The 26,877-nt window shown below is 57.8% G+C and carries 26 protein-coding genes; 14 read left to right on the forward strand and 12 right to left on the reverse strand.

Annotated elements, in window-relative coordinates; all coding sequences use genetic code 11:
- Positions 1-7 precede the first annotated feature (7 nt).
- From rsfS to ACIQYF_RS12925, 3 genes are all read right to left on the reverse strand, one after another.
- Positions 8-502, reverse strand: coding sequence for a ribosome silencing factor (rsfS, locus tag ACIQYF_RS12915; RefSeq protein ID WP_402861877.1), 495 nt, complete (start codon positions 500-502; stop codon positions 8-10).
- A gap of 70 nt (positions 503-572) precedes the next feature.
- Entirely contained in the window at positions 573-1,241 is a 669-nt protein-coding gene (gene nadD / locus ACIQYF_RS12920; RefSeq protein WP_402861966.1) for a nicotinate-nucleotide adenylyltransferase, read from the reverse strand.
- A gap of 22 nt (positions 1,242-1,263) precedes the next feature.
- Complete coding sequence (locus tag ACIQYF_RS12925; RefSeq protein WP_402861880.1) at positions 1,264-2,535, reverse strand: glutamate-5-semialdehyde dehydrogenase; 1,272 nt, start codon at positions 2,533-2,535, stop codon at positions 1,264-1,266.
- Between the two features lie 176 nt (positions 2,536-2,711).
- Here ACIQYF_RS12925 and ACIQYF_RS12930 point away from each other — a divergent pair, with 176 nt between their 5' ends.
- Positions 2,712-3,389 (forward strand): DNA-3-methyladenine glycosylase, encoded by a 678-nt coding sequence (locus ACIQYF_RS12930; RefSeq protein ID WP_402861969.1) that lies wholly within the window; start codon positions 2,712-2,714, stop codon positions 3,387-3,389.
- Between the two features lie 106 nt (positions 3,390-3,495).
- Complete coding sequence (locus tag ACIQYF_RS12935) at positions 3,496-4,812, forward strand: bifunctional DedA family/phosphatase PAP2 family protein (RefSeq protein WP_402861883.1); 1,317 nt, start codon at positions 3,496-3,498, stop codon at positions 4,810-4,812.
- Between the two features lie 93 nt (positions 4,813-4,905).
- On the opposite strand, the gene ACIQYF_RS12940 is transcribed toward ACIQYF_RS12935, so the two are convergent.
- From ACIQYF_RS12940 to ACIQYF_RS12950, 3 genes are read right to left on the reverse strand one after another with little or no spacing between them, the layout of a single operon-like run.
- Positions 4,906-5,496 (reverse strand): LON peptidase substrate-binding domain-containing protein, encoded by a 591-nt coding sequence (locus ACIQYF_RS12940; protein ID WP_402861886.1) that lies wholly within the window; start codon positions 5,494-5,496, stop codon positions 4,906-4,908.
- Between the two features lie 10 nt (positions 5,497-5,506).
- Positions 5,507-6,223, reverse strand: coding sequence for an LrgB family protein (locus ACIQYF_RS12945; protein WP_402861889.1), 717 nt, complete (start codon positions 6,221-6,223; stop codon positions 5,507-5,509).
- Positions 6,220-6,582 (reverse strand): CidA/LrgA family protein, encoded by a 363-nt coding sequence (locus tag ACIQYF_RS12950; RefSeq protein ID WP_402861892.1) that lies wholly within the window; start codon positions 6,580-6,582, stop codon positions 6,220-6,222. The genes ACIQYF_RS12945 and ACIQYF_RS12950 overlap by 4 nt, the downstream gene beginning before the upstream one ends.
- 185 nt (positions 6,583-6,767) lie before the next feature.
- On the opposite strand from ACIQYF_RS12950, the gene ACIQYF_RS12955 reads away from it, so the two are divergent.
- Positions 6,768-8,450: a C13 family peptidase gene (locus ACIQYF_RS12955; protein ID WP_402861895.1), complete on the forward strand. Its 1,683-nt coding sequence runs from the start codon at positions 6,768-6,770 to the stop codon at positions 8,448-8,450.
- Positions 8,451-8,511: 61 nt separating this feature from the next.
- Positions 8,512-9,153 (forward strand): oxidoreductase, encoded by a 642-nt coding sequence (locus ACIQYF_RS12960; protein ID WP_402861898.1) that lies wholly within the window; start codon positions 8,512-8,514, stop codon positions 9,151-9,153.
- A gap of 75 nt (positions 9,154-9,228) precedes the next feature.
- Here ACIQYF_RS12960 and ACIQYF_RS12965 read toward each other — a convergent pair whose 3' ends face one another.
- The 4 genes from ACIQYF_RS12965 to mpl all read right to left on the reverse strand — a co-directional run bounded on the left by ACIQYF_RS12965 (position 9,229) and on the right by mpl (position 11,850).
- The gene (locus ACIQYF_RS12965; protein WP_402861901.1) at positions 9,229-9,438 is read right to left on the reverse strand and encodes a hypothetical protein; all 210 of its coding nucleotides are present in this window, start codon (positions 9,436-9,438) and stop codon (positions 9,229-9,231) included.
- A gap of 156 nt (positions 9,439-9,594) precedes the next feature.
- Positions 9,595-9,882, reverse strand: coding sequence for a YceK/YidQ family lipoprotein (locus tag ACIQYF_RS12970; protein ID WP_402861904.1), 288 nt, complete (start codon positions 9,880-9,882; stop codon positions 9,595-9,597).
- The gene (ubiX, locus tag ACIQYF_RS12975; protein ID WP_402861907.1) at positions 9,875-10,504 is read right to left on the reverse strand and encodes a flavin prenyltransferase UbiX; all 630 of its coding nucleotides are present in this window, start codon (positions 10,502-10,504) and stop codon (positions 9,875-9,877) included. The genes ACIQYF_RS12970 and ubiX overlap by 8 nt, the downstream gene beginning before the upstream one ends.
- Positions 10,501-11,850 (reverse strand): UDP-N-acetylmuramate:L-alanyl-gamma-D-glutamyl-meso-diaminopimelate ligase, encoded by a 1,350-nt coding sequence (gene mpl, locus ACIQYF_RS12980; RefSeq protein ID WP_402861910.1) that lies wholly within the window; start codon positions 11,848-11,850, stop codon positions 10,501-10,503. The genes ubiX and mpl overlap by 4 nt, the downstream gene beginning before the upstream one ends.
- A gap of 206 nt (positions 11,851-12,056) precedes the next feature.
- Here mpl and ACIQYF_RS12985 point away from each other — a divergent pair, with 206 nt between their 5' ends.
- The gene (locus ACIQYF_RS12985) at positions 12,057-13,121 is read left to right on the forward strand and encodes an RHS repeat-associated core domain-containing protein (protein ID WP_402861913.1); all 1,065 of its coding nucleotides are present in this window, start codon (positions 12,057-12,059) and stop codon (positions 13,119-13,121) included.
- Between the two features lie 63 nt (positions 13,122-13,184).
- Here the strand turns inward: ACIQYF_RS12985 and ACIQYF_RS12990 are convergent, their stop codons facing one another.
- Positions 13,185-15,074 carry a sigma-54-dependent Fis family transcriptional regulator gene (locus ACIQYF_RS12990; protein ID WP_402861916.1) on the reverse strand — a complete coding sequence of 630 codons (1,890 nt, stop codon included), beginning with the start codon at positions 15,072-15,074 and terminating at the stop codon, positions 13,185-13,187.
- Between the two features lie 341 nt (positions 15,075-15,415).
- On the opposite strand from ACIQYF_RS12990, the gene ACIQYF_RS12995 reads away from it, so the two are divergent.
- From ACIQYF_RS12995 to ACIQYF_RS13030, 8 genes are all read left to right on the forward strand, one after another.
- Entirely contained in the window at positions 15,416-16,936 is a 1,521-nt protein-coding gene (locus tag ACIQYF_RS12995) for an aldehyde dehydrogenase family protein (RefSeq protein ID WP_402861919.1), read from the forward strand.
- Between the two features lie 196 nt (positions 16,937-17,132).
- Positions 17,133-18,581: an ethanolamine permease gene (eat, locus tag ACIQYF_RS13000; RefSeq protein WP_402861922.1), complete on the forward strand. Its 1,449-nt coding sequence runs from the start codon at positions 17,133-17,135 to the stop codon at positions 18,579-18,581.
- Positions 18,582-18,633: 52 nt separating this feature from the next.
- Entirely contained in the window at positions 18,634-20,034 is a 1,401-nt protein-coding gene (locus ACIQYF_RS13005; protein ID WP_402861925.1) for an ethanolamine ammonia-lyase subunit EutB, read from the forward strand.
- A gap of 2 nt (positions 20,035-20,036) precedes the next feature.
- Positions 20,037-20,846, forward strand: coding sequence for an ethanolamine ammonia-lyase subunit EutC (eutC, locus tag ACIQYF_RS13010; RefSeq protein ID WP_402861928.1), 810 nt, complete (start codon positions 20,037-20,039; stop codon positions 20,844-20,846).
- Between the two features lie 263 nt (positions 20,847-21,109).
- Positions 21,110-21,757, forward strand: a complete 648-nt coding sequence (locus tag ACIQYF_RS13015; RefSeq protein ID WP_402861931.1) for a DedA family protein — start codon at positions 21,110-21,112, stop codon at positions 21,755-21,757.
- Between the two features lie 14 nt (positions 21,758-21,771).
- Positions 21,772-22,584, forward strand: coding sequence for a zinc-dependent peptidase (locus tag ACIQYF_RS13020; protein ID WP_402861934.1), 813 nt, complete (start codon positions 21,772-21,774; stop codon positions 22,582-22,584).
- Between the two features lie 101 nt (positions 22,585-22,685).
- Positions 22,686-23,213 (forward strand): inorganic diphosphatase, encoded by a 528-nt coding sequence (gene ppa / locus ACIQYF_RS13025; protein WP_016779241.1) that lies wholly within the window; start codon positions 22,686-22,688, stop codon positions 23,211-23,213.
- A gap of 234 nt (positions 23,214-23,447) precedes the next feature.
- Positions 23,448-24,206, forward strand: a complete 759-nt coding sequence (locus ACIQYF_RS13030) for a helix-turn-helix transcriptional regulator (protein WP_402861937.1) — start codon at positions 23,448-23,450, stop codon at positions 24,204-24,206.
- A gap of 512 nt (positions 24,207-24,718) precedes the next feature.
- Here the strand turns inward: ACIQYF_RS13030 and ACIQYF_RS13035 are convergent.
- Complete coding sequence (locus tag ACIQYF_RS13035; protein WP_402861940.1) at positions 24,719-25,747, reverse strand: branched-chain amino acid aminotransferase; 1,029 nt, start codon at positions 25,745-25,747, stop codon at positions 24,719-24,721.
- A 685-nt stretch (positions 25,748-26,432) separates the two neighbouring features.
- On the opposite strand from ACIQYF_RS13035, the gene ACIQYF_RS13040 reads away from it, so the two are divergent.
- Positions 26,433-26,783, forward strand: coding sequence for a DUF6124 family protein (locus tag ACIQYF_RS13040; RefSeq protein WP_402861943.1), 351 nt, complete (start codon positions 26,433-26,435; stop codon positions 26,781-26,783).
- The last annotated feature ends 94 nt before the right edge of the window (positions 26,784-26,877 follow it).

Consider the following 26,877-nt stretch of genomic DNA (forward strand, 5'->3'; position numbering starts at 1 on the left):
CTAACCCTTATTCCTGGTCTTTGTTGAGCTTGATGAAATGCTCGTGGGTGTTTTCCGGGCTGTGGTGAGCTGCACTGAGGGCACGGCTCTGTTCAGCGCCTTGCCACAGACGTTCCAGGTCGTAGAACTGACGCGCGCTGGCGGTCATCATGTGCACGATCACGTCGTCCATATCCAGCAGAACCCAGTCGCTGTCGCCCTTGCCTTCTTCGCCCAGTGGCTTGACGCCCTGTGCTTTAACGGCTTCGCGGACCTTGTCCAGCATCGCACCGATCTGGCGGTTGGAGGTACCGGTCGCGATGATCATGAAGTCAGTGATGCTGTGCTTATCACGAACGTCGATAACCAGGATGTCTTGGGCTTTTACGTCTTCCAGAGCGGCAACAGCCACTTTCGCCAGCTCTTCGCCAGCCAGAACCACACCCGTGCTAACAGCTACTGGCAGCGGAGCGCTTTTGAATGTGCCTTTGCGCTTTACTTTGCTTACATCTTTGTCAGTCATATAAAACTCGTTTTGCTCGTATGTTCGGGTACTTCAATACACGTTCAATCGTGCCTTGAAACACGCCTTTTTAGTTCGACGCACGGTACAGCCCGTGCGCATCGATGTAGGCCAGGACCGCGTCGGGCACCAGATAACGTACCGACTTACCGCTGGCCAGCAGTTGACGGATCTGGGTGGCGGATACCGCGAGCGGCGTCTGCCAGACGAATGCAATCTGTCCGCCGGGCCCCTTCAGGGCCAGCGGGTCGCTTACCGAGCGCGCTGCCAGCAGGTTGCGCAAGGCATCCGGCGGTTCGCTGTCGGCATCCGGGCGCTGTAGCACCAGGATATGGCAATGCTGGAGTATCTCTTCCCAGCGGTGCCACATGGGCAGGCCGCAAAAAGCGTCCCAGCCCAGCAATAAAAACAACTGGTCATCAGCGGCCAGCTCGGCCCGCATCAGTTCCAGGGTATCAATGGTGTAGGACGGCTTGTCCCGTTGCAGCTCCCGAGGGTCAACCACCAGCGTAGCTACTCCGGCGACAGCACACTCAACCATCGCCAAACGGTCGAGCGCCGACACCTGAGGGGTGTCGCGGTGTGGCGGCCTGGCGTTAGGGGTCAGACGCAACTCATCGAGCTCCATCATTTCCGCCACTTCAAGCGCACCGCGCAAATGCCCGATATGCACCGGGTCGAAGGTGCCCCCCAGCACACCAATGCGCCGGGGTAACACGTCGATGACCGGCCGCCCCACTAATGGGCTAAGGTCGACCAAGTCAGCTCGGCTCCTGACCGCGCAACTGGCCGTCACCGACCACGATGTACTTCTCGCAGGTCAACCCTTCGAGACCGACCGGGCCGCGGGCGTGCAGCTTATCAGTAGAAATGCCAATCTCCGCACCCAATCCGTATTCAAATCCATCGGCGAAGCAGGTTGGGGTGTTGAGCATCACTGAACTGGAATCGACTTCGGCCATAAAACGGCGGCCTTCGCCCTGATGCTCGGTCACGATCGAGTCAGTGTGATGGGAGCCATAGTGATTGATGTGCTCAATCGCCTGATCCAGCCCATCAACGACACGAATCGACAAAATCGCGGCCAGGTATTCAGTGTTCCAGTCTTCTTCGCTCGCCGGCGCCACGTCGATCAGCGCCTGAGTGCGTTCACACCCGCGCAGTTCGACGCCCTTGGCGCGAAACTGTTCGGCCATAGCCGGCAAAAACTGCGCCGCCACGGCCTGATCCACCAGCAAGGTTTCCATCGCCCCGCAAATGCCATAACGGTAGGTTTTGGCATTGAAAGCGATGCGCTGAGCCTTGGCCAGGTCGGCGTGGGCACTGACGTACACATGGCAAATACCGTCCAGATGCTTGATGACCGGCACCTTGGCATCGCGGCTCACGCGCTCGATCAGGCCTTTGCCACCGCGCGGCACGATCACGTCGACATACTCGGGCATGGTGATCAGCGCGCCCACAGCGGCACGGTCAGTCACTTCAACCACTTGTACCACCGCCGGCGGCAGCCCGGCCTCGGCCAGACCTCGCTGGATGCAGGTGGCAATGGCACGGTTGGAATGAATAGCTTCAGAGCCTCCGCGCAGAATGGTCGCGTTACCCGACTTCAAGCACAAGCTGGCGGCGTCGATGGTCACGTTCGGACGCGACTCATAGATAATCCCGACCACACCCAGCGGAACGCGCATCTTGCCCACCTGAATCCCCGATGGACGGTAGCTCATGTCACGAATGGCCCCGATGGGGTCCGGCAGACTGGCCACCTGGCGCAAGCCGACAATCATGCTGTCGATACGCGCCGGGGTCAGCGCCAGACGCTCCAGCATTGCAGGCTCCAGGCCGTTGGCCCGGCCAGCGGCCAGGTCCAGCTCGTTGGCGGCAGTCAGCTGCGCACGGGCCGCATCCAAGGCGGACGCAGCGCCTTGCAAGGCACGGTTTTTCTGCGCAGTGCTGGCACGGCCGATCACTCGGGAGGCTTCACGAGCAGCGCGACCCAGGCGGGTCATGTAGTCAAGAACGGACTCAGTCATGGTCTCAATGGTCTTGGCAGAGGGGAAAGCGGCCGATTATAGCGATCAAGCCGCCTCACGCACAGCGGTGACAGGCGGATGGTCAAAATGGGCTGCAAATAGCCCTCGTTCAGCCCCAATTAAGCATGACTTGCTATGCTCTCGTGCTTTTAAGCCCTCCAATGACCGCTGCGACGATGCCAACCATGCTGCCTGACGCCTTTTTCAATCGCGACGCCCAGCTCCTCGCGCGCGAACTGCTGGGCAAGGTCATACGTCACAAGGTCAACGGACTGTGGCTCAGTGCCCGCATTATCGAGACCGAAGCGTATTACTGCGCCGAAAAAGGCAGCCATGCGTCGCTAGGGTACACAGAAAAGCGTAAGGCTTTGTTTCTGGATGGCGGACACATCTACATGTACTACGCGCGCGGTGGCGACTCGCTGAACTTCAGCGCCCACGGGCCCGGCAATGCTGTACTGATTAAATCCGCGCACCCATGGCTGGACGAACTGTCCGGCCCCGAGAGCCTGGCGCAGATGCAACTCAACAACCCGGATGCCAAAGGCCAACCCCGTAACGAGCACAAACTGTGCGCGGGGCAGACATTGCTGTGCAAATCCCTCGGCCTGAAAGTCCCGCAATGGGATGCCAAAGGTTTCGCCCCCGAACGATTGCGGGTCGATGACGTCAGAGAACGACCGTCGAAGATCCTGCAGACCACACGCCTGGGGATCCCGCACGGTCGCGACGAACATTTGATGTACCGATTTGTCGACGCTGATTACGCAGCGTATTGCACCCGCAACCCGCTGCGGCGCGGTCAGGTTGAAGGGCAGGATTATTTGCTGTTGCGAAACGAAGAACCTTTATAGGCGCGAGCTTGCCTCGCGATCGTTTAAACGATCAAAAGATCGCGAGGCAAGCTCGCTCCTACAGAGGGCGGCTGATTCTCTACAAAAAACAAAAGGAAGTTGAAGTATGGGCCCATGGCTCGATAGCGTGACCAGTTGGCTGACGGCCAACCCGCAATGGCTGGGTCTGGCGGTCTTTATTGTGGCCTGCACAGAGTGCCTGGCCATTGTCGGGATCATCGTTCCTGGCACGGTATTGCTGTTTGCAATCGCGGTCATGGCCGGTAGCGGCGCACTCTCCTTAGGCGAAACATTGCTGCTGGGGTTTCTCGGCGGCCTGCTGGGTGACGTGCTGTCTTACGCCCTGGGCAGACGCTTCCATCAAAATATTCGGCGCCTGCCTTTGCTGCGCAGCCACCCAGAATGGATAGCCGGCGCCGAGAGTTACTTTCATCGCTACGGCATCGTCAGCCTGCTGGTCGGCCGTTTCATCGGCCCGCTGCGTCCGATGCTGCCGATGGTCGCCGGGATGTGCGACATGCCCATCCCACGCTTCATCATCGTGAGCTTGCTGGCCGGTGCGGGCTGGTCTGTCGCCTACCTTTTGCCCGGCTGGGCGACTGGCGCAGCCATTCGCTTGCCGCTGCCCGAAGGTTTCTGGCCACAAGCCGCCATCGTTGCCGTGAGTGTCGCGGCGCTGCTGGGGCTGTGCATCCATGCCAATATTCGGCGCCAACCTAAAGCTACCGTGCTGATCGGCACACTGAGCCTGGCCCTGCTGATCGCGGTGTTCTTCGGCTACACGCACATGAGCGCGTTCGACCAAGGCATCAACGCTCTGGTGCAAGAGCACCGCAGCAGCGCCATGGACCTGGCCGCGGTGCTGGTGACGCAAATCGGCAACTTCCGTACTCAATTGTTGGCCGCAGTACTGGTGTGTGCATGGCTGTTCTTCAACAAACAGTGGCGTGCGCTGATCTTCTTCGGCGGGGTCACCCTGTTTACCGCCGTGGCCAATACCGCCACCAAGCACTTCTTTGCACGCATGCGCCCTGAAGTATTGGTGGATCCGCTGACCAGCTACAGCATGCCCAGCGGCCATAGCTCAGGGGCGTTTGCCTTCTTTGTGGCATTGGCGATTCTGGCGGGCCGCGAAAAACCGCAACGCATGCGCATTACCTGCGTGCTGATGGGTTGCTTGCTGGCGATAACTGTCGCCATGTCGCGGGTGTACCTGGGAGCTCACTGGCCGACTGACATCATGGCCGGTGCCCTGCTCGCCATCACCGTCAACGCCTTCGCCCTGGCCTTGACCCAACGCTACATGGTGCTGACAGCGGTGCCAGAGAAAGTCTGGTGGATGATCTTGCCTTCGTGTGCGGCGCTGTATGGCTTTTTCATGCTGGGCCATTTGTCCAAAGAGATGCTGCGCTACGCCTATTGAATGCCCCTTGCCTTGTACGCTCGGGAGCCCCGCGATCTTTTGAAAGATCAACAGATCGCGAGCCAACTCACGCCTACATAAGCTGGGCGAGGATTAGCTGAGCATTTCGCCCTGCATTTCATCGAGCAGGGCTTGAATCCCGTCCAGACGCTGCTGCGGGTCATCAACCTGCAGCAAGTCAATCTTGTCCTCTTCGGCAAAAGGCAGCAGATAGGCCAGTTGGTTAGCCAGTGATTGCTGACCCGCGACGTCGGTCCTCATGTTCAGCGCAGCCACCATCGGGTGTTCTGCCAAGGCCTTGAGCAACGCCAAAAGGTCTTGGTCTTCATCCTGGAGCGGCTGCTCCGGGATCTCATCCAACCATTCCACTTCGGCTATCAGCAACTGGTCGCGCTGCAACTCGGTGCTCAGCACCTCAAACCGGCGCCCACCTTCGACGCGAATCCCCAGCAAGCCGTTTTCCTGCTTCTGGAAATCACGAATCAGCGCCTCACAGCCGACCACGGCAATGTCTTGCGGGGCTTGGCCGACTTCACTGCCTTCAAGAATGCACACCACCCCAAAGCCGGTGCCTTGCTTCAAGCAGCGGGCGATCATGTCGAGGTAGCGGGCTTCGAAAATCTGCAAATCCAGCACACACCCGGGAAAAAGCACGGTACTCAAGGGGAACAGCGGCAATTTCATAAAGCCCTCCTTACACCACGAGAGTCACGGCCAACGGCAAAAACACCGCCGTGCCCACGCCCATTAAACTCATCGCCAACGCCGCAAAAGCGCCGCACTCCTCGCCTTCATGCAAGGCCACCGAGGTGCCCACGGCGTGAGCCGTCATGCCCAGCGCCATGCCGCGCGCTTCTGGGCTGTGCACGCCCAGCAGGTTCAACAGGCCCGGCCCGAAAATCGCACCAATCACCCCTGTGATCAGTACAAACACTGCAGCCAGCGCGGCCACACCGCCAATTTGTTCGGCCACCAGCATCGCAATCGGCGAGGTCACCGACTTGGGCGCCAAGGTCATCAGCATCATGTGTTCGGCACCAAACCACCACGCCAGCAGCACCACCAACCCGGTCGCCAACACTCCGCCAATCACCAGCGTAGTAAAAATGGGCCAGAACAGCTGACGAATTCGTCGCAGGTTGAGATACAGCGGCACCGCCAGCGCCACCGTGGCCGGGCCCAGCAAGATGCTCAGAATTTCGGTGCTCTTGCGGTATTCGGCATAGGACAGGCCACAGCTGACAAGCACCCCGATCACCAGCAGCATGCTGGCCAGCACCGGCTGTAGAAAGATCAACCGGGTTTTTTCATATGCCGCGAGCACCAACTGGTAGGCGCCCAGGGTAATACCGATACCAAATAACGGATGATGGATCACGGACTGCCAGGCAGCTTGCCATTCAACGCTCATGGCCGCTCCTCGCGCTTGCTGTGAGGCTTGAGCAAACGCTGCATCAACACACCGACAAACGCCATCGAGATCAACAGAGACAAGACCAACGCACCCGCAATGGCCCAAAAATCGGCTGCGATATCAGCCGCATAGACCATCACCCCGACCGCAGGCGGTACCAGCAACAGAGGCAGATAACGCAGCAGGCCTTTGGCCGCCTCGCTCAAGGGCTCACTGACCTGGCCAGACACCAGCAGATACGCCAATAGCAGCAGCAAGCCGATAATCGGCCCGGGCAGCACGGAAATGAACAAGTGATTGAGGGCGGTGCCAAGCAATTGAAAAAGCACCAGCCATGTCAGGCCGCGTAACAACATCTCTGATCTCCAGCGATTTTTTTTGCGCCGCATTATAAGCACGTCCCGGCAAACCTCACCGAAACGGATCACGCTCTGCTCTCACCGGTGCTGAAACCAAGAATATGTACGCATGTTTCATCTGCTCCTATAGACAGCTTCCATTGCTGCGGCATACTCGGCAGCCTAACTATCCGGATCCCGTTATGCGCCCACTTGCTCCCCTTGCTTTGACCCTGCTACTGACGGCCTGCGGCGATGGCGAATCGCTATTGCCGCCTGACGCACGCCTGCCCGACGGCGGTCGCTATCGGGGTGAAGTGGTCAATGGGTTACTGCAAGGTCAGGGCCGTATCGACTACCCCAACGGCAGTTGGTACGCCGGGCAGTTCAAAAATGGTCAATGGCAGGGCCAGGGTGAGTGGCATGGCAGCAATGGTGAGGTCTATGTCGGGCATTTCGAGCAAGGCCTGTTCAATGGCCAAGGCAGCCTGAGCACCCACAACAGCAGTTATGTCGGCGGCTTCAAGAACGGCCGGCGCGACGGTGAAGGCACGCTTAAAGAAGGCGGCATGAGCTATCGCGGCGAGTTCAAAGATGATGAGTTCTCTGGGCTCGGCCACCTGGAACTGGAGGACGGCAGCCAGTATCAGGGTCAGTTCGCCAAGGGCAAGCCCAACGGCGAAGGCAAGCGTAGCGATGCCACCGGCAATGAATTCAGCGGCCACTTCGTTAATGGCCAACTCGAAGGTAACGGTATTTTCAACAGCGCCGATGGCGACCAATACGTCGGGGCGTTCAAAAACAACCAACTGAACGGCAAAGGCCGTTATGAAAACGCTGACGGCGATGTCTGGATCGGCGAATTCAAAGACGGCGCGCTCACCGGCAAAGGTGAACTGATCGGCATTGATGGCAGCCACTATCGCGGCATGTTCAACGAGTGGCGCTTCAATGGCCCTGGCCATCTGAGCATGGCCGATGGCAGTACCTATGTCGGTGACTTTGCCGCAGACACTTATCAGGGCAACGGCACCCTGACCTTGAGTGACGGCACCGTCGAAAGCGGTTACTGGATCAACGGCCAGCGGGTGCGCGACGCCAAAGGGAAGGTGTTGCCCGACCCGCTAGAGCTCGGCTTGCTCAATCAGGGCGAGTTACTCAATCAGGCGCTGGAGGCAGTTCCTGCCTCAACCCCGGACATTGAGCTGTACAGCCTGGTGGTAGCGGGCGATGGCAAACAAAGCGTTTTCATGCGCGAGGCCGACTATGTCAACGAGATGCTCGCCAACCGTTTTGGCAGCCGCGGCCATGTCACGCTGGTCAACCATCGCGACCATCTGATGGATCGCCCCATGGCCACCCGCGAAAACCTGCACCGCGCAGCCAAAACCCTGGCCGAGCGCACCGGCCCGCAAGACCTGGTATTTATCTACCTGACCAGTCACGGCACGCAAGAACATGAGTTGGTGCTGGACCAGCCACGACTGGAACTGGCCGACCTGCCCGCCGACGAATTAGCCGCCGCCCTGGCCCCCCTGAAGAATCGCGACAAGATCATTGTGATTTCATCCTGCTATTCAGGCGGCTTCATCCCGGCACTCAAGGATGAAAGAACCCTGATCATGACCGCCTCGCGTGAGGACCGGGTGTCCTTCGGCTGCTCGGAAGAAGCCGACTTCACGTATTTCGGCAATGCTTTGTTCGCGCAGGCACTGAACCAGACCGACGACTTGCAGAAAGCCTTCAAGCTGGCCAGGGAAACCATCGCTGAACGCGAGCAGACTGACGGCTACGAAGCATCCGAGCCCCAAATATGGGCTCCAAAAGGCGTTTTGAACCACTGGCAACAGCTGCGCCAGCAACAAGCCAAACGGGCTTTGCAATAAATAGGTTGAACAGCAAGCCTACAAAGAAGGACTAAGCTGCATGTATCAAGGGAGAAATCGCATGTACTTGACGCCTCAGCATATCCTGCTCGCAGGAGCCACCGGCCTGACGGGTGAGCTTTTGCTCGACCGCTTGCTCAACGAGCCCACCATCAAACGCGTGCTGGCCCCTTCACGTAAACCGTTGGCCGCCCACCCGCATCTGGAAAACCCGGTGGGTGACCCAGCGGTGTTTCTGCCCCAGCTCAGTGGCCCGGTGGATGTAGCCTTCTGCTGCCTGGGGACTACCATCAAACAGGCTGGCTCGGAAGAAGCGTTTCGTGGCGTGGATCACGACATGGTCACGGCATTTGCCAAGCGCGCACTGGAAATGGGTGCAAAGCACCTGATCGTCATTAGCGCAGTGGGCGCCGATCCAAAATCCTCAGTGTTCTATAACCGGGTCAAAGGTGAGATGGAGCAAACCTTGCGCGCTCAGGGCTGGCCGCAATTGACCATCGCCCGCCCATCATTGTTGATTGGCGAGCGCCAGGAAGAACGCCCCGTTGAAAAAATTGCCGGGACGCTTTCCAAACTGATACCGGGCAAGTACCACGGCATTGAAGCGTGCCAATTGGCCCGGGCACTCTGGCGTTTGGCACTGGAAGATCAGAAAGGCGTGCGGGTGGTGGAGTCGGATGAGTTGCGCAAGTTGGGCAAGTAAATCCTACGCGCAAGGTTCGTTTTTCAAGGGGCTGACCGATCCGACACGTCAGCCCCATGAACCTGTCACTCACGCTCAACCCGCCTTGCGCTGACCTTTTTCAATATTGCTTTCAAACAGATCAGAAAAGCGCGCCTTTCTATCCATGACGCTATTGTGCGCCCCTGGCAAACTTAGTTCCTGCAAGGTGAGATGCTGAATAAACTCATAACTTTGCGCCATCCCGCTATTTAGCTGTACATCACTTGTTGTAATGACCGCACAAACGTTCTTATCAATGAACACGCCTCATCCTGATGAGCGTTATTAGCACCCCTACAGCGTATTTATATCGGGCTTGTTATTAAACGCTAGCCCACACCAAAAGTAAGGCCTGCACGTATATATTAAAAATGAATCCCAGACTTCAGCCTTTAATCAACACTCAGACAAATACATTAATCAAAGCCCACCTGTCGCACTCACCCCCACACCCAGCACCGTCAACACTGACAACGGCAACAACACCGTGTCCAGCAAGGCACTGGCTGGCAGGTCCAACCCCGGATAGCGCGGGGCTTGCGCGCCAAAATGGTCCTGCGCACAGCACCCGCCCTGCAACGCATACCAATCCAGCCGCGTGCCCGAGTACACAACCGGCGCCCCAGGCTTGGCGGCATCCAGCGTACGAACGCTGGCACAACCGCCGATGTGCATGAGCATCAGGACTGTCAGCAGCGCCTTACTCATCGCCGCCCACGTGATGCTCGCCCCAGCGCGGGAGCATGTCTTGCGGAATGTTGAGCAGGTTAAGAATCCGCGCCACCACAAAGTCCACCAAGTCATCGATGGTTTGCGGTTGGTGATAAAAACCAGGGGACGCAGGCAAGATGACGGCGCCCATGTTCGAGAGCTTGAGCATGTTTTCCAGATGGATACTGGAGTACGGCGCCTCACGCGGCACGAGGATCAACTGGCGACGCTCTTTAAGCGTTACATCGGCTGCCCGCTCAATCAGGTTGTTGCAGGCTCCGGTGGCAATCGCCGACAGTGTGCCCGTCGAACACGGCACCACGACCATCGCAGCCGGTGCCCCGGAGCCCGACGCCACCGGCGACATCCAGTCTTCCTTGCCATACACCCGAATCTGTCCGGCAGCCGCACCGGTGTACTCGGTCAGAAAAGTCTGCATGGTTTGTGGCTTGGGTGGCAGGCTCACGTCGGTTTCGGTCGCCATGACCAATTGCGCCGCTTTGGAAATCAGGAAGTGAACTTCGCGGTCTTCCCGAACCAGGCAATCGAGCAGACGCAACGCGTAGGGCATGCCTGAGGCGCCTGTCACAGCCAGGGTGATGCGCTCCGGGCCGCTCATAGCAGCGCGTCCGCTAATTTGCCATGCAGGCCGCCAAAACCGCCGTTGCTCATGATCACTACGTGGGTACCGGGTTTAGCCTGGGCTTTAACGTCAGCAATAATGGCCTCCAACGAGTCGCAAACCAGCGTCGGTACGGGGCTTGATGCCACCGTCGCCGCCAAATCCCAACCCAGATTGGCCGGCGCGTACCACACTACGTGATCGGCCTGAACCACACTCTGCGGCAAGCCATCACGGTGTGCGCCCAGCTTCATGGAATTGGAGCGCGGCTCGATCACCGCGATCAGCGGCGCATCGCCAATCCGCTTGCGCAAGCCGTCGAGCGTGGTCGCAATGGCCGTTGGATGGTGAGCAAAGTCGTCGTAGATCGTAATGCCGTGCACCTCAGCGACTTTTTCCATGCGCCGCTTCACGCTTTTAAAGGCGCTCAGGGCGTCAATCGCAAGGCTCGGCACCACGCCCACATGGCGGGCTGCCGCCAGGGTGGCCAAGGCGTTGGCCACATTGTGCTGACCGGTCATGTCCCACTCGACCGCGCCTTGAACTGCCCCTTCAAACAGCACTTCAAAGTGCGAGCCGTCTTCACTCAATAGCCGAGCTTGCCATTGGCCGCCTTCGCCAGTGGTTTGCACCGGGGTCCAGCAGCCCATCTCAATCACACGCTGCAAAGCAGGTTCGGTGGTGGGATGAATCACCAGCCCTTCACTCGGGATGGTGCGTACCAAGTGATGGAATTGACGCTCAATCGCTGGCAAATCGGGGAAGATATCAGCGTGATCGAACTCAAGGTTATTGAGGATCGCGGTGCGAGGGCGGTAGTGAACGAACTTGGAACGCTTGTCGAAGAACGCGCTGTCATATTCATCGGCCTCAACGACGAAAAACGGGGTATCCCCCAAACGGGCCGAGACGGCAAAGTTTTGCGGCACACCGCCGATCAGGAAGCCCGGCGCCATGCCCGCGTGCTCGAGCACCCAGGCCAGCATGCTGCTGGTCGTGGTTTTGCCATGCGTACCGGCCACAGCCAGCACCCAGCGGCCTTGCAGCACATGGTCCGCCAGCCATTGCGGGCCGGACACATAAGGCAGGCCTTTATTGAGCACGTATTCAACGGCCGGGTTACCACGCGACAGCGCGTTGCCGATGACCACCAGATCGGGAGCAGGATTGAGCTGCGCCGGGTCGTAACCCTGGGTCAATTCAATGCCTTGAGCTTGCAGCTGGGTGCTCATTGGCGGATAGACGTTAGCGTCAGAACCCGTCACGTGATGGCCCAGCTCTTTGGCCAACACCGCCAGCGAACCCATGAAAGTGCCGCAAATACCGAGAATATGAATGTGCATAGTCGACCTCGTAAATCATCGGCGAAGGGTAGCTTAGAGGGCTGCTTTTCGCACTCACTAGCTGAAAGGCCCCAGCAGAAAAAGCGTTTCGACAGCGTCCAATCCTTCCATTCCTCTCTCGGCCCGATGCACCTATCACTTCTACCAGTACCGGGTACCTAATCAGCCGAGGACAATGGGGAGGGGAAAACCAGGAGGAGGTTCTGATGAAAGATCCACTTAAAGCTGTTCGGTGCCAGTATCTCTATGACCCTTTGAATCGATTACTCACCCAATCGTATCCAGCCGAATCCAGCACTACGACCTACCTGTATGCCGAAAATAGGCTGGCGACGCAAGTTCAAGGGGCTGCAAGCACGACGCTTATGAGGATGATGGGCGAAAACAGAGTGATAGCCCAGCACCGTGCGCACAACGGAATCAAAGACACGGTGCTGCTCGCTTGTGACACCCAGAACTCCCCTCTGGTAACAAGCGGCCCAGTAGACAACGAGCAACGCGCCTACACGGCGTATGGCTTTAGCATTGCGAATAAGACTTCGCTCTCTCTATTGGGCTACACCGGAGAACGCCAAGACGTTCTAACTGGCCATTATTTACTAGGAAGAGGGCGCAGGGCATACAACCCTGTATTGATGAGATTCAACAGTCCCGACCTGTTAAGCCCTTTTGATAGCGGCGGTATTAACAGTTATACCTACTGCACAGGAGATCCAATCAACTTTATTGATCCTGAGGCAACCAATGCCATTAATAATTTTTTCAGTTTCATTCCCAAAATCTCTAAGGGTGCCAGCAAAACAGTAAACCCACAGGTAAAGGAAGTCTTGGAGGACGGCAGCGTCTTTGTTGGCTACCACGGAGGTAACAAAAAGAAGATAGCCCAACTGATGGAGAGTGGTTTAAGAGCTGACTATCAACCCAAAAACAAAGGCAGCCATACATATGGCAATGGGTTCTATATCACTCGCAAACCAAGAACCGCCAAATTCTATGCAGGAAAATTTTCACCATTTCGCGCCAAAAGAAAAGCAGGAAGCGTCGTTGCCGTGTATTTAAAAAACCCACACCTTAAAGTTCACGGCATCGACAAGGACTTTACATTTACCAGCTTCTATACCCATACAAAGCACAAGCCGCTCATCAACTTTATTGAAAAAAACGAAAATATTGTATTAAAACCTAATATTTACTCAGACATTAAACTCATCAAATTAGATTCTGCCAAAAATTTGCCTCCTGTTATCAATCGAGATCTTCGATTGAGCTAAAAAACATAGCCGCTGACATGCACGCTAAAAGTGCTCGTTCATGGAGAGCGAGCACGTTGGCCTTCAGCGCTCGATCCCATGCTTGCGCAGCTTTCTATACAGGGTATTGCGGCTGACGCCCAGTTGCGCGGCGGTCTGGGTCATGTGCCAGCGGTGCAGTTCCAGCGCCACCAGCAAAGCCCGCTTTTCCGCGTCGTCCAACGGATGCTCAGAGCCCGGTTCGGCGGATTTAACCGGTGCCTGGCGAATAGCCACTGGCAGGTCGTCAAACTCGATCATCTGCCCTTCGCACAGTGCCGCCAGGGTTCGCAGCACGTTACGCAGTTGCCGCACGTTGCCCGGCCATTGGAAGTCCAGCAACGCCTGACGCGCCGCAGGGCGGATGGAAAGACACTGCCCTGCGGCTTCCTGGGCCAGCAAAAAGTCCAACAACTGCGATTTGTCAGTGCGATCGCGCAGCGCTGGCAAGCCCACTTCCAAGCCATTGAGGCGGTAGTACAAGTCTTCACGGAAGCTGCCGTCTGCCACCCGTTCCTGCAAGTTGCGGTGGGTCGCACTGACAATCCGCACGTCAACCGCCTGCGGCTCGCCACCAATCGGCACCACCATGCGGTCTTCCAGCACTCTTAACAGACGGGTTTGCAGCACCAGCGGCATGTCGCCAATTTCATCCAGAAACAAGGTACCGCCATCTGCCTGCTGCAACTTGCCCTGCATGCCTTCTTTACGCGCCCCGGTAAAACTGCCGCCGCGATAACCGAACAGTTCGCTTTCGATCAGGCTCTCCGGAATCGAGGCACAGTTAAGCGCCACAAACGGTTTTTCGGCACGAGCGCTGGCATGATGCACGGCCTTGGCAAACGCTTCTTTGCCCGACCCGGTTTCGCCATTGATCAACAGCGGTACGTCACGTTCGAACACCCGCAGCGCCCGGCGAAAATCGGTTTGCAGTGCTTCATCGCCCAGGCAGATGCCACTCAAGGGCGACCGTACCGGCTCAGGCGCTGGCGCAACAAATACCGGCTCTGCACGCGGCTGGCCGCGCAGCGCCGCAAACAAGCGTCGTCCATCGAAGGTGCGCAACGGCCAGCGGGTGCTGGCTTGCGCGCTGGCGCGGGCGAAAAGCTCGTCGCGAGGGCAATCGAACACGCTGTCTACGGTCTGCCCAAGCAGATTGCCACGCGCATACCCCAACAGGTTGAGGCCGCTTTGATTGATCGCGCAGATCACCCCGTCGCCATCAAACGCCAGTATGCCCTCACTGAACAATCCCACAGACTCAGCCTGTAAATGAAAGCGCAGCAACCATTGCTGTTCGTATTGGCGCAGGAAGTAACTGCTTTCTATGGTTTTGGCCGCGAGGTTGACCAGCGCCATGGTGTGAAACTGGCTCTGGCGCGAGGCTTCATGCCGCGCAGAGGACACATCCAGCACCGCCAGCAACTCACCGTGCGGGTCGAACACCGGACTGGCCGAGCAGGTGAGACCGGTATGACGACCACGAAAATGTTCGTCCTGATAAATACTCAGGGCCTGGCGCTCTACCAGACAGGTGCCGATTCCGTTGGTGCCCTCGCGGGCCTCACTCCAGTCCGCGCCGAGCCACAGCCCCGCGTGCTCGAAAATTTTGCGTTCAGTGGGCGCCGTGATGCAGTTCAGAATGACTCCGCGCGCGTCGGTCAGCAGTACCGCATGCCCCGCACCTGAAAGCTGCTGATGCAGGCTGTTCATTTCGTGCCCGGCAATTTGCAGCACCTGCTGCAACCGCTCGCGGCCTTCGAGAATGCGGCCGTGCTCAAGCACTGTCGGGGCGATGTTCTGCGCGGGGTCGAGGTGGTAGTCCTCCAGGCAACGCTGCCAGGAGCGAACGATAGACGGGTCACATCCTTGAGGACGACCCTGGATGACATTGATGACTTGTCGGGCATGCCGATTTAAATCGGTACTGTGCATTTTTATTGTTCTCCGCTCTGTCACGACGGCCCATGGGCGCAGAAAAAACCACCCTCTGCGACAACCGAGACCCAGTCCAAACCGAATGCCCAGCATCCTCTTGCGCCCAGCGCATTGCAATCTCGAACTGACTCGTCGGTCATCGGCTGTTTCATTTTTGGCACACAGTGTCACTTCAGCTGTACCAAGGGTGTCACAACGACTGCGCGCCAAGCGCCGCCTGAGCACCAAAAACCCCCGTTTTAAAAGGGGTGTAGCGATTTGGCCCAGCCTTTGCTGCCATTTTGGGCAGCGCCACAGCGCGTCCTCCCATAAGCACAATAAAGCCAAGGAGACACTCCATGCGTTACGCACAACCCGGTACTGAAGGCTCGGTGGTCTCGTTCAAAAGCCGCTACGGTAATTACATCGGTGGCGAATTCGTGGCACCCGTCAAAGGCCAGTACTTCACCAACACCTCGCCTGTGAACGGCAAGCCCATCGCCGAATTCCCCCGCTCAACCGCCGAAGACATCGAAAAAGCCCTTGATGCCGCCCACGCTGCAGCCGATGCCTGGGGTGCAACCTCCGTGCAGGCGCGCTCGCTGGTACTGCTCAAGATCGCTGATCGCATCGAACAAAACCTCGAACTGCTGGCCGTGACCGAAACCTGGGACAACGGTAAAGCGGTACGCGAAACCCTGAACGCTGACGTGCCACTGGCCGCCGACCACTTCCGCTATTACGCCGGTTGTATCCGCGCACAAGAAGGCAGCGCGGCCGAAATTGATGGCAACACCGTGGCTTATCACATCCATGAGCCGCTGGGAGTGGTTGGACAAATCATCCCGTGGAACTTCCCGCTGCTGATGGCCGCCTGGAAGCTGGCCCCGGCGCTGGCTGCCGGTAACTGCATCGTGCTCAAACCGGCCGAGCAAACGCCGCTGAGCATCACCGTGTTCATGGAGCTGATCGGCGACCTGCTGCCACCGGGCGTGCTCAACGTAGTGCAAGGTTTCGGCAAAGAAGCAGGCGAAGCACTTGCCACCAGCAAACGCATCGCCAAAATCGCCTTCACCGGCTCGACGCCAGTAGGCTCGCACATCATGAAATGTGCGGCCGAGAACATCATCCCGTCGACCGTGGAACTGGGTGGCAAATCGCCGAACATTTTCTTCGCCGACATCATGCAGGCCGAGCCGACCTTTATTGAAAAGGCCGCCGAAGGGTTGGTGCTGGCGTTCTTCAACCAGGGCGAAGTGTGCACATGCCCTTCTCGCGCACTGATTCAAGAGTCGATCTACGACGACTTCATGAAAGTGGTGATGAAAAAGGTTGAGTCGATCAAACGTGGTGACCCGCTGGACACCGACACCATGGTCGGCGCTCAGGCGTCCGAGCAGCAATTCGACAAGATCCTGTCCTACCTTGAAATCGCCAAGGCCGAAGGCGCCGAGCTGCTGACCGGCGGCCAGGTGGCCAAGCTCGAAGGCGATCTGTCGACGGGCTATTACATCCAGCCGACGCTGCTCAAGGGCACCAACAAAATGCGCGTCTTCCAGGAAGAAATCTTTGGCCCGGTGGTCAGCATCACCACCTTCAAAGACGAAGCCGAAGCGCTGGCGATTGCCAACGACACCGAGTTCGGTCTGGGCGCTGGCTTGTGGACCCGCGACATCAATCGCGCCTACCGCGTGGGCCGCGCTATCAAGGCCGGTCGCGTGTGGACCAACTGCTACCACTTGTACCCGGCGCATGCCGCGTTCGGTGGCTACAAAAAGTCCGGTGTCGGCCGTGAAACCCACAAAATGATGCTCGATCACTATCAGCAGACCAAAAACCTGCTAGTGAGCTACGACATCAATCCGCTGGGTTTCTTCTAACCAACCCTCCCCCTTTGTGAGAGCGGAATCGCTCGCGATGCAGACGACTCGGCTTTTCAGTCAATACGAGTCGATCCTATCGCGAGCAAGCCCGCTCCCAATGGCGTGCCTAACGCTCTAAACCGCGCCTTTGGCCCAGCTCTTGCTTTGCTCCCTGTCATATTTTTTCAAACTATAAAAGAACAGGTGAACTGACATGCCTAGCGACTCCAATGCTGCTTCGGCAGCCCCCTCCTCTGTCGACTTTGAAAAGGTCGGCTCCGAATATTTTCAACAACGAGAACTGAAAAAAGGCGCCGCGGGCTGGGTCCTGCTGGTAGGCCTGGGTGTGGCGTACGTGATCTCCGGCGACTACGCCGGCTGGAACTTCGGTCTGGCCCAGGGCGGCTGGGGCGGAATGTTTATCGCCACCTTGCTGATGGCCACCATGTACCTGTGCATGTGCTTTTCGCTGGCCGAACTGTCTTCGATGATTCCCACGGCAGGCGGCGGCTATGGCTTTGCCCGCAGCGCTTTCGGCCCGTGGGGCGGGTTTCTGACCGGCACCGCGATCCTGATTGAATACGCCATTGCCCCCGCGGCCATCGCCGTGTTTATCGGCGCGTATTGCGAGTCGTTATTCGGCATCGGCGGCTGGATGATTTACCTGGCCTTCTACATCATTTTTATCGGCATCCACATCTTCGGCGTCGGTGAAGCACTCAAGCTGATGTTCATCATCACCGCCGTGGCCGCCATTGCCTTGGGCGTGTTTCTGGTCTCGATGGTGCCGCACTTCAGCGTCGCCAACCTGCTGGACATTCCCGTGACTGAGGCCAAGGGCGCCAGCCCGTTCTTGCCGTTTGGTTATGTCGGCGTGTGGGCGGCCATCCCCTATGCGATCTGGTTTTTCCTCGCCGTCGAAGGCGTGCCGCTGGCAGCCGAAGAGACCAAAAACCCCAAGCGCGACCTGCCGCGCGGCCTGATTGGCGCCATGCTGGTACTCGTGACCTTTGCGCTGCTGATCCTGATCATCGGCCCAGGCGGCGCCGGAGCGCATCACTTGATGGCTTCGGGCAACCCGCTGGTTGAAGCGTTGAGCACGTCATATGGTGGCTCAACCTGGATGGGCGGCTTCGTCAATCTGGTCGGTCTGGCGGGCTTGATCGCCAGCTTCTTCTCGATCATTTACGCCTACTCGCGCCAGATATTTGCCCTATCTCGTGCGGGCTACTTGCCGCGCAAACTGTCAGAAACCAACAAAAGCAAAGCCCCGGTACTGGCGTTGATCATCCCCGGAATCATCGGCTTTGGCCTGTCGCTGACCGGTCAGGGCGATTTGCTGATTCTGGTGGCGGTGTTTGGCGCGACCATTTCCTACGTATTGATGATGGCTGCGCACATTACCCTGCGCATTCGCCGCCCCAAAATGGAGCGTCCGTATCGCACGCCAGGTGGTATTTTCACCTCGGGCACCGCTTTGGTGCTGGCTTGCGTGGCTGTGGTCGCAGGCTTTCTGGTGGATCCACGCGTTGTGATTGGCGCTGCAGTGATCTATGGCGTATTAATTGCCTACTTTGCTTTTTACAGTCGACATCACTTGGTGGCCGGTACGCCGGAAGAGGAATTCGCGGCCATTCAACAGGCTGAGCAATCCCTGCACTAGTCGCTGAGAATCCCGCCAGGCGCGCCGCGCCTGGCGTTAAGGAGCACCTTGTATGGCAACTTTTTCTCATGCGGTGGGTACACAGACTTACCGTTTTGACAGCCTCAAAGACGTCATGGCCAAAGCCAGCCCGGCCCGCTCCGGGGATTTTCTGGCCGGCGTTGCCGCGCTCAATGACGGCGAACGTGTCGCCGCGCAAATGGCGCTGGCTAACATCCCGCTTTCGTACTTCCTGCAAGAAGTATTGATTCCTTACGAATCAGACGAAGTGACGCGGCTGATTATCGACAGCCACGACCTGATTGCCTTTGCGCCCGTCAGCCACCTGACCGTAGGCGGTTTTCGTGACTGGCTGCTCAGTGATGCAGCCGGTGAACACAGCTTGCGCGCACTGGCCCACGGACTGACCCCGGAAATGGTCGCCGCAGTGTCGAAGATCATGCGCGTTCAGGACTTGATTCTGGTGGCCCAGAAGATCCGCGTGGTCACCCGGTTTCGCGGCACCATGGGCCTGCGCGGTCGCCTGTCGACCCGCCTGCAACCCAACCACCCAACGGATGATCCGGCCGGTATTGCAGCGAGCATTCTCGATGGCCTGTTGTACGGCAACGGCGATGCGATGATCGGCATCAATCCGGCCACGGACAGCATCGCCTCGATCTGCGACCTGCTGAACATGCTCGACGCGATCATTCAGCGCTATGAAATCCCGACCCAGTCTTGCGTGCTGACACACGTCACCACCTCGATTGAAGCGATCAACCGCGGCGTGCCGTTGGACCTGGTGTTTCAGTCAATTGCCGGCACCGAAGCCGCCAATGCCAGCTTCGGGATTAATCTGAATGTGCTGCAGGAAGGTTACGAGGCAGGCTTAAGCCTCAATCGCGGCACCTTGGGCAATAACCTGATGTACTTCGAGACCGGCCAAGGCAGCGCGCTGTCGGCCAACGCGCATTTCGGCGTCGACCAGCAAACCTGCGAAACCAGGGCCTATGCCGTGGCGCGGCATTTCAAGCCGTTTTTGGTCAACACCGTGGTGGGCTTTATCGGGCCCGAGTACCTGTATAACGGCAAACAAATCATCCGCGCCGGGCTCGAAGACCACTTTTGTGGCAAGTTGCTGGGCGTACCGATGGGCTGCGACATTTGTTATACCAACCATGCCGAAGCCGATCAGGACGACATGGACAACCTGCTGACGCTGCTAGGCGTGGCCGGGATCAACTTCATCATGGGCATTCCGGGGTCGGACGACATCATGCTCAACTATCAGACGACTTCCTTCCATGACGCGCTCTACGCCCGAAAAACCCTGGGATTAAAACCTGCGCCCGAGTTTGAACAGTGGCTTGGCAAAGTCGGAATTTTCACTCAGAGCGATGGCCGGATCGAATTCGGCCAGCAATTGCCTCCAGCATTTCGTCAGGCACTGGCTCATTTGGGAGGGCGCTGAAGATGGACACTACGCCGACAGACAGCCTCAACCCTTGGCTGGAACTGCGTCGCCTGACCCCGGCACGTATTGCGCTGGGGCGCACGGGCACCAGCATGCCGACCCAAGCGCAGCTGGATTTTCAATTCGCCCACGCCCAAGCACGGGACGCCGTGCACCTGCCGTTTGATCATGCAGGGCTGAGCCGCCAGTTTGCCGAGCGCGGACGCGACAGTTTGCTGGTGCACAGCGCTGCCATTGATCGCCACAGCTATCTGCAACGGCCCGACCTGGGGCGCAAACTCAACGAAGAGTCGGCACAGCAATTGCGCGACTACGCCCAAGCCAATGCGGGCGGTTTTGACGTGGTCGTGGTGGTGGCCGACGGGTTATCGGCGCTGGCCGTTCATCGCCACACGCTGCCCTTTTTGGAGCGCATGGAAGCGCACTTCGCCACGGAAGGCTGGCGTTTGTCGCCGGTGGTTTTGGTGGAACAAGGGCGAGTCGCGGTGGCCGATGAGATCGGCGAACTGCTGGGCGCCAAAATGGTGGTGATGCTGATTGGCGAGCGCCCGGGCTTAAGCTCGCCCGACAGCCTGGGGCTGTATTTCACTTATGCGCCCAAGGTCGGTTTGACCGATGCGTATCGCAACTGCATCTCCAACGTGCGGCTTGAGGGCCTGAGTTATGGCATGGCCGCTCATCGGCTGGCGTACCTGATGCGCGAAGCCTGTCGTCGGCAATTGTCGGGGGTAAATTTGAAGGACGAGGCGCAGGTTCAGACCTTGGACGTAGCTGCGCCGAACGAAAATTTTTTGCTGAAGGGCAAGTAAAACCAAACCTATAATCGCGCAGGAGCTGCCGAAGGCGGCGATCTTTGGGTCTTTAAAATCAAAAGATCGCCGCCTTCGGCAGCTCCCACGCCGTGTTACGTGCGACTAAATACACGCTTCGCTACAAACTCGAGCAGCACAATCCGCTTCAATCCGTATAATCCTTTCGGTTCAAAATGTACGAAAAAACTACATCCACTGTAGTTAAATACCTACCCCCCGCACAGACCTGCTGAGCCGGGTCATCAAGACAGGTGCCATACATGGATTTCAACCCGATCGACATTATCCTGCACCTCGATGTGTACCTGGACATGCTGGTAAGAGACTACGGAGTGTGGATCTACGCCATCCTGTTTCTGGTGATCTTTTGTGAAACCGGTCTGGTTGTCATGCCGTTCCTGCCAGGTGATTCGTTGCTGTTTATCGCCGGCGCCGTAGCCGCCGGTGGCGGTATGGATCCTGTGTTACTGGCCGGCCTCTTGATGCTGGCGGCGATATTGGGTGACAGCACCAACTACGTCATAGGACGAACGGCAGGCGAACGCTTGTTCAGTAATCCGGACTCGAAGATTTTTCGTCGCGATTACCTGCAAAAAACCCACGACTTCTACGAACGTCATGGCGGCAAAACCGTGACCATGGCGCGTTTCCTGCCGATTTTCCGCACCTTCGCCCCATTTGTGGCGGGCGTGGCACGCATGTTCTACCCGCGCTTCTTTATGTTCAGCGTATTTGGCACCATCCTTTGGGTCGGCGGCCTGGTCACCCTGGGTTACTTCTTCGGCAACGTGCCCTTCATCAAATCCAACCTGTCGCTGCTGGTGGTGGGCATCATTTTGCTGTCACTGGTGCCGATGATTATTGGCGTGATCCGCAGCCGCATGGGCCGCAGCCCGTCTAAAGCCTAATTGGGGAGCGCCCTATGTGGTCTCTGAGTGAATGGCGGCGCCAGCGGATTCTGGCGCAACACCCGGTTGCGGCAGACGTGTGGCATGACGTGCGCCAACACCTGAGTATTCTCGACGGGCTGGACGACGCGCAGGACAAATGGCTGCGCGAAAGCAGTGTGTTGTTCCTCAAGGAAAAACACCTGACGCCCATGCCCGGGGTCGAACTCACGCAAGAGGGCCAGCTCCTCCTGGCCGCTCAGGCACAACTGCCGCTGCTCAACCTGGGCGATCTGGACTGGTATCAGGGCTTTCACGAAATCGTCCTGTACCCCGATGACTTCATCAGCCCGCAGCGTCATCGCGACGCCAGTGGCGTCGAACACGAATGGCAAGGCACCCACAGCGGTGAGGCCTGGCAACATGGGCCGGTGATATTGGCCTGGCCGGGCGTGCTGGCCAGTGGTGGCTGGGAAGGTTACAACCTGGTGATTCACGAACTGGCGCACAAGCTCGACATGCTCAATGGCGCCGCCAACGGCATGCCGCCGCTGCACAGCAACATGCAGGTGAGCGACTGGACCAAGGACATGCAACAAGCCTTCGACCACCTCAATCACTACCTGGACCACCACAACCCCGACCACGCCCCCATCGATCCCTATGCCGCCGAAAACCCGGCTGAGTTCTTTGCGGTCACCAGCGAATACTTCTTCAGCGCACCAGACCTGCTGCACCACGTCTACCCGCTGGTTTATCAGCAACTCAGCCTGTTTTATCGTCAGGACACCCTGGCCCGGCTACGCAAGTTGCAAAGCGAGCACCCCGAATACCGCGCACATCACTGAACGGCCATGCGTGACGCGGTTATAGGAATACGCCTATAATCGCCGCCACTTTTTGGCCAAATCGGCCAAGCAAACTGGCCTACACACGGGGGCACCGCCCAATGAGCTACAGCAAGATTCCGGCTGGCAAAGACCTGCCGAATGACATCTACGTCGCCATCGAGATTCCGGCTAACCACGCGCCGATCAAATATGAAATCGACAAAGACAGCGATTGCCTGTTCGTTGACCGCTTCATGGCCACCCCGATGTTCTACCCAGCCAACTACGGCTTCATCCCGAACACCCTGGCCGACGACGGTGACCCCCTCGACGTGCTGGTCGTGACCCCTTACCCGGTAGCGCCAGGTTCGGTTATCCGTGCACGTCCAGTTGGCATCCTGCACATGACTGACGACGGCGGCGGCGATGCCAAAGTAGTAGCAGTGCCTCACGACAAGCTGTCCCAACTGTACGTTGACGTGAAAGAGTACACCGACCTGCCACCGCTGCTGATTCAACAGATCCAGCACTTCTTCGAGAACTACAAAGATCTCGAAAAAGGCAAATGGGTGAAGATCGAAGGTTGGGGCGACGCTGAAGCTGCCCGCGCCGAGATCACCAAATCGGTTGCTGCCTACAAAGGCTAAGTGCAGACCGGCAGGCTCCAGCAGCTTGCTCAACGCGCTAAAAACCCCGGCTCGCCGGGGTTTTTTTATGCCTGCCTAAACGCACTGAAACACAACCTGTTCATGCCAGTTGAATGCACTGAGGAATCAAGTAGGAAATATCGTTTTAAGGCGAGGACTCATCTCTTTTTACCTGTTTTTTTTGAACGTTTAGTTTATTTAAACAGTGTCGCCTTCTCCGTAAACTCCGCATTCATGAATACATCCGGTGATCGCCTCAGAACCCTCCTGCGGGAGTGCCATTTATCCGCTTCGGACTTCGCTGCCAATCGCCGCGTCACGCCGCAGCATGTCAACAACTGGTTCAAGCGTGGCATCCCCATGGCCCGCCTGGACGAAATCGCCGAACTGTTGTGCGTTAACAGCCGATGGCTGCGCACCGGTGAAGGCAGCAAACATCCGGGAGCCCCGAGCATCAGCCATACAGCGCGTCATTCAACGCCAGATCAGCACCTTGCAACCTCACACACCAGCACCGCCCCCTGCAACACCCGTGACATCGACGTACCGTTTTACAGCGAAGTGCTGAATGCCTGTGGCTCAGGAAAAACCCACGTGGCCCAGATACCGGAATGCCGGATACCTCTGACCTCGTCTATCTTGCACACCATGGACGTCAGCCCAGAGCAGGCCATGTGCGCCCCCATGATCGGCAACAGCATGGTTCCCCGAATTGAAGCGGGCTCAACCGTGGCCATCGACCGCAGCCTGACCCAAATCGTTGACGGCGAAATCTACGCCCTCGAACAAGACGGCATGCTACGGATCAAATACGTTTACCGCCTGCCCAACAACGGCTTGCGCTTGCGCAGCCACAACCGTGAAGAATACCCGGACGAACTTTTCAGCGCGCTCCAGATACAAGAGCAACACCTGCGGATACTGGGCTGGGTATTTTGGTGGTCCACCCTGAATAAACGCCGCCCGCCAGTGCCTTACAAACTGGAGGAATAGGGTCTAAAGGCGTGAGAAGGTGTAACAGAAGCGGGATTTTTACTGGGAAATACAAGCAATTCCCAGTATGCTTCGCCGCACTCGCGCATCCCCCTGCTCCCTGCAGGCCGGATTGCAGGGCAAGGCAGCGATAAGCCGCCACGCCCCACACACCCAGACGCCACGCGCTGGATGTCCCGATTGAAGGCGAGCACAGTTTGCCAAAAACAAACCAAACCCGCCCCCGAGAAGCCGGCCACAAGCCGGCTTTTTAATGCCTGAGTGAAAGTGATTCTCCCTGCTGAAAATCGTTAAAGATTTGCTCTACCAAGGATTTCAGCCGGTTTTTTCAGACCAGACGAGCCGGCACCGCCAACGGTAGGAGCGGGCTTGCCCGTGATCATATCGGCGCGATTCAACAGGAAATCCGCAGCGCTTGGCGCAGGCGATTGCACCAACGGCCGTTTAGGCTTGAATGAATAGCATTGGCCACTGTCCGGCGGTTGAATGCCAGGCAATGGCCAAGCCTGTCTTTACGCCCCTTGAATCTTCACGATCCAGCCTTCGGGCGCTTCGATGTCTCCATACTGGATACCGGTCAGCTCTTTATACAGCTGCTGCGTCACCGGCCCCACAACTTCGCGGCTATGGAAAACGTGCAGCTTGTCACGGTACTGGATGCCGCCAATCGGCGTGATCACGGCAGCGGTGCCACAGGCGCCTGCTTCGGTAAAGCGGCTCAGTTCGTCTACCCGCACATCCCCTTCAACCACGGTCAAGCCCAGGCGTTCTTTGGCCAGTTGAAGCAATGACAGGCGGGTGATGCCTGGCAATACCGAGGCCGAACGTGGCGTAACCAGTTGTTTATCCGCCGTGATGGCAAAGAAGTTGGCCGAACCGACTTCTTCGATGCAGCTATGGGTCAGCGGATCCAGGTAGATGCAATCAGCAAAACCGGCGCGTTTGGCTTCTGCACCCGGCAGCAAGCTGGCAGCGTAGTTGCCACCGACTTTGGCAGCCCCGGTGCCGTTCGGCGCGGCGCGGTCGTAATCGGAAATCATGAAGTCGCAAGGCTTCATGCCGCCCTTGAAGTACGCACCAACAGGAATGCAGAACACGCTGAAAATGAATTCAGGTGCAGTCCGCACGCCGATGTTGTCGCCCACGCCAATCACGAAAGGCCGCAGGTAGAGAGCGCCACCCGAGCCGTACGGCGGAATGAAGTGCTCGTTGGCTTTGACTACTTGGGTGCAGGCATCGATGAACTGTTCAACCGAGACCCTCGGCATCATCAGACGATCGCAGCTGCGTTGCATCCGCAAGGCGTTCTGGTCGGGACGAAACAGGTTGATCGAGCCGTCCTTGCAACGATAAGCCTTGAGGCCTTCGAAGCACTGTTGCCCATAGTGCAAGGCGGTGGAGCCTTCACTGATGTGCAGCACGTTGTCTTCAGACAGGACACCCGCATCCCACTGATCCTGGCTCCAGTGAGACAGGTAGCGGTAGTCGGTTTTTATGTAGCTGAAGCCCAGTGTGCTCCAGTCGATACTCGGGACAGACATGATTACCTCGAATGCTGTTCTTGGCAGATTAAGCGACACCGCCAACAGTCGATGCCGTACAGCGGGCCTTTGCGCCAGCCACTATAGATCCAAACTACCCATTTTTATTGCGCGTAGAAACAGGTAAGACAAATGTCTCGTCAGATGCGCCAATTTAGTCAGTCCCCCGGATCCGCGCAATGCTCAGTTGAAGTCTCTGCGCGCAGAGCTGATCAATGCACCTTTTTTTTGATCAGGCCCAATCCCCAGCCCCTTGATCAAATCATCGGCTCGCGCCTCTCAATGATCAGCGAAGGTCCTACGGCCCTTATCGCAGCCTGAGGCAGCGGCTACTGAGGGTCGATCTACGGCTAATAATCAGCCGTTTCGTACGACGTTTCTCTTTCAATCCAGCGAAGCTTCCGAGAAAATCCCGTTCGCTTGCGCCTGTCCAGTTCGGGGAATAGTCTCGGCCCATCGCTGTCCATCAGCGGTTGGGTTTAGTAGCCCGACGATGTGATCAGGCGCAAGGCGCCACCTTTGCGAGGCGCTTTTTTTCGGCCTCACGTTTTATGGTGGCCGTGCGCAGGGCGCCTTCGGGCGCGCCGGTTCTCCTGATCACCGGTCTACTAACCTGCGCATGGCTGCCACCTATTCGTTTAGTAGCGACAGGTGACAGCTCCTCAATTGATTAGGAGTTGTACCGATGAAAAAAATTGTCCCAGACCCACCTGCTGCTCCCCTGCACGCTGCTGCTCAGTGCGATGCACTGTCGTTGGACCGCGCCGCCACTGATCGCGCCCTCAACTTTTACCTGCTCGACCCTAAGCCTCCACGGCACGTGGATCTGGCCACGTATGCCATCCCGGACAGCGTTGACTTAGAAGCGGCTTTGGCCCAAGCGTCAGACTTGTTGCGCTGCGCGGGAGCTTCGGCGAGTGAGGCGGGGAATGGTTTGAGCGGGCATTCGCGCAATCTGGTGTTGTCGGTCATGCACCTGGTGGAGCTGGCTAAGGCGTACGTCGATAAATCGCTGGACGGTCTAACGACGCACTAAGCGGCACGCGCCTGAGTGCAAGCAGGCGCGTCAATTTTCTCTCCGTTTTAAAAACATCCACCCGCACAACCTATCAGATCTGCTAGCTATACAC

The organism is Pseudomonas sp. NPDC096917, from assembly GCF_044762555.1.
Classification (GTDB): domain Bacteria; phylum Pseudomonadota; class Gammaproteobacteria; order Pseudomonadales; family Pseudomonadaceae; genus Aquipseudomonas.

Excerpts from the sequence above, each read along its gene's own strand:
- rsfS (WP_402861877.1), bottom strand. The coding sequence starts at position 502 with ATGACTGACAAAGATGTAAGCAAAGTAAAGCGCAAAGGCACATTCAAA.
- ACIQYF_RS13020 (WP_402861934.1), top strand. The coding sequence starts at position 21,772 with ATGTGGTCTCTGAGTGAATGGCGGCGCCAGCGGATTCTGGCGCAACAC.
- ACIQYF_RS13015 (WP_402861931.1), top strand. The coding sequence starts at position 21,110 with ATGGATTTCAACCCGATCGACATTATCCTGCACCTCGATGTGTACCTG.
- ACIQYF_RS12945 (WP_402861889.1), bottom strand. The coding sequence starts at position 6,223 with ATGAGCGTTGAATGGCAAGCTGCCTGGCAGTCCGTGATCCATCATCCG.
- ACIQYF_RS13030 (WP_402861937.1), top strand. The coding sequence starts at position 23,448 with ATGAATACATCCGGTGATCGCCTCAGAACCCTCCTGCGGGAGTGCCAT.
- mpl (WP_402861910.1), bottom strand. The coding sequence starts at position 11,850 with ATGCACATTCATATTCTCGGTATTTGCGGCACTTTCATGGGTTCGCTG.
- ACIQYF_RS12950 (WP_402861892.1), bottom strand. The coding sequence starts at position 6,582 with ATGTTGTTACGCGGCCTGACATGGCTGGTGCTTTTTCAATTGCTTGGC.
- ubiX (WP_402861907.1), bottom strand. The coding sequence starts at position 10,504 with ATGAGCGGCCCGGAGCGCATCACCCTGGCTGTGACAGGCGCCTCAGGC.
- ACIQYF_RS12935 (WP_402861883.1), top strand. The coding sequence starts at position 3,496 with ATGGGCCCATGGCTCGATAGCGTGACCAGTTGGCTGACGGCCAACCCG.
- ACIQYF_RS13035 (WP_402861940.1), bottom strand. The coding sequence starts at position 25,747 with ATGTCTGTCCCGAGTATCGACTGGAGCACACTGGGCTTCAGCTACATA.
- ACIQYF_RS12990 (WP_402861916.1), bottom strand. The coding sequence starts at position 15,074 with ATGCACAGTACCGATTTAAATCGGCATGCCCGACAAGTCATCAATGTC.
- ACIQYF_RS12925 (WP_402861880.1), bottom strand. The coding sequence starts at position 2,535 with ATGACTGAGTCCGTTCTTGACTACATGACCCGCCTGGGTCGCGCTGCT.
- ACIQYF_RS12970 (WP_402861904.1), bottom strand. The coding sequence starts at position 9,882 with ATGAGTAAGGCGCTGCTGACAGTCCTGATGCTCATGCACATCGGCGGT.
- eat (WP_402861922.1), top strand. The coding sequence starts at position 17,133 with ATGCCTAGCGACTCCAATGCTGCTTCGGCAGCCCCCTCCTCTGTCGAC.
- ACIQYF_RS12995 (WP_402861919.1), top strand. The coding sequence starts at position 15,416 with ATGCGTTACGCACAACCCGGTACTGAAGGCTCGGTGGTCTCGTTCAAA.
- ACIQYF_RS12930 (WP_402861969.1), top strand. The coding sequence starts at position 2,712 with ATGCCAACCATGCTGCCTGACGCCTTTTTCAATCGCGACGCCCAGCTC.
- ACIQYF_RS12960 (WP_402861898.1), top strand. The coding sequence starts at position 8,512 with ATGTACTTGACGCCTCAGCATATCCTGCTCGCAGGAGCCACCGGCCTG.
- ACIQYF_RS13040 (WP_402861943.1), top strand. The coding sequence starts at position 26,433 with ATGAAAAAAATTGTCCCAGACCCACCTGCTGCTCCCCTGCACGCTGCT.
- ACIQYF_RS12985 (WP_402861913.1), top strand. The coding sequence starts at position 12,057 with ATGAAAGATCCACTTAAAGCTGTTCGGTGCCAGTATCTCTATGACCCT.
- ACIQYF_RS13005 (WP_402861925.1), top strand. The coding sequence starts at position 18,634 with ATGGCAACTTTTTCTCATGCGGTGGGTACACAGACTTACCGTTTTGAC.
- ACIQYF_RS12940 (WP_402861886.1), bottom strand. The coding sequence starts at position 5,496 with ATGAAATTGCCGCTGTTCCCCTTGAGTACCGTGCTTTTTCCCGGGTGT.
- ACIQYF_RS12955 (WP_402861895.1), top strand. The coding sequence starts at position 6,768 with ATGCGCCCACTTGCTCCCCTTGCTTTGACCCTGCTACTGACGGCCTGC.
- eutC (WP_402861928.1), top strand. The coding sequence starts at position 20,037 with ATGGACACTACGCCGACAGACAGCCTCAACCCTTGGCTGGAACTGCGT.
- ppa (WP_016779241.1), top strand. The coding sequence starts at position 22,686 with ATGAGCTACAGCAAGATTCCGGCTGGCAAAGACCTGCCGAATGACATC.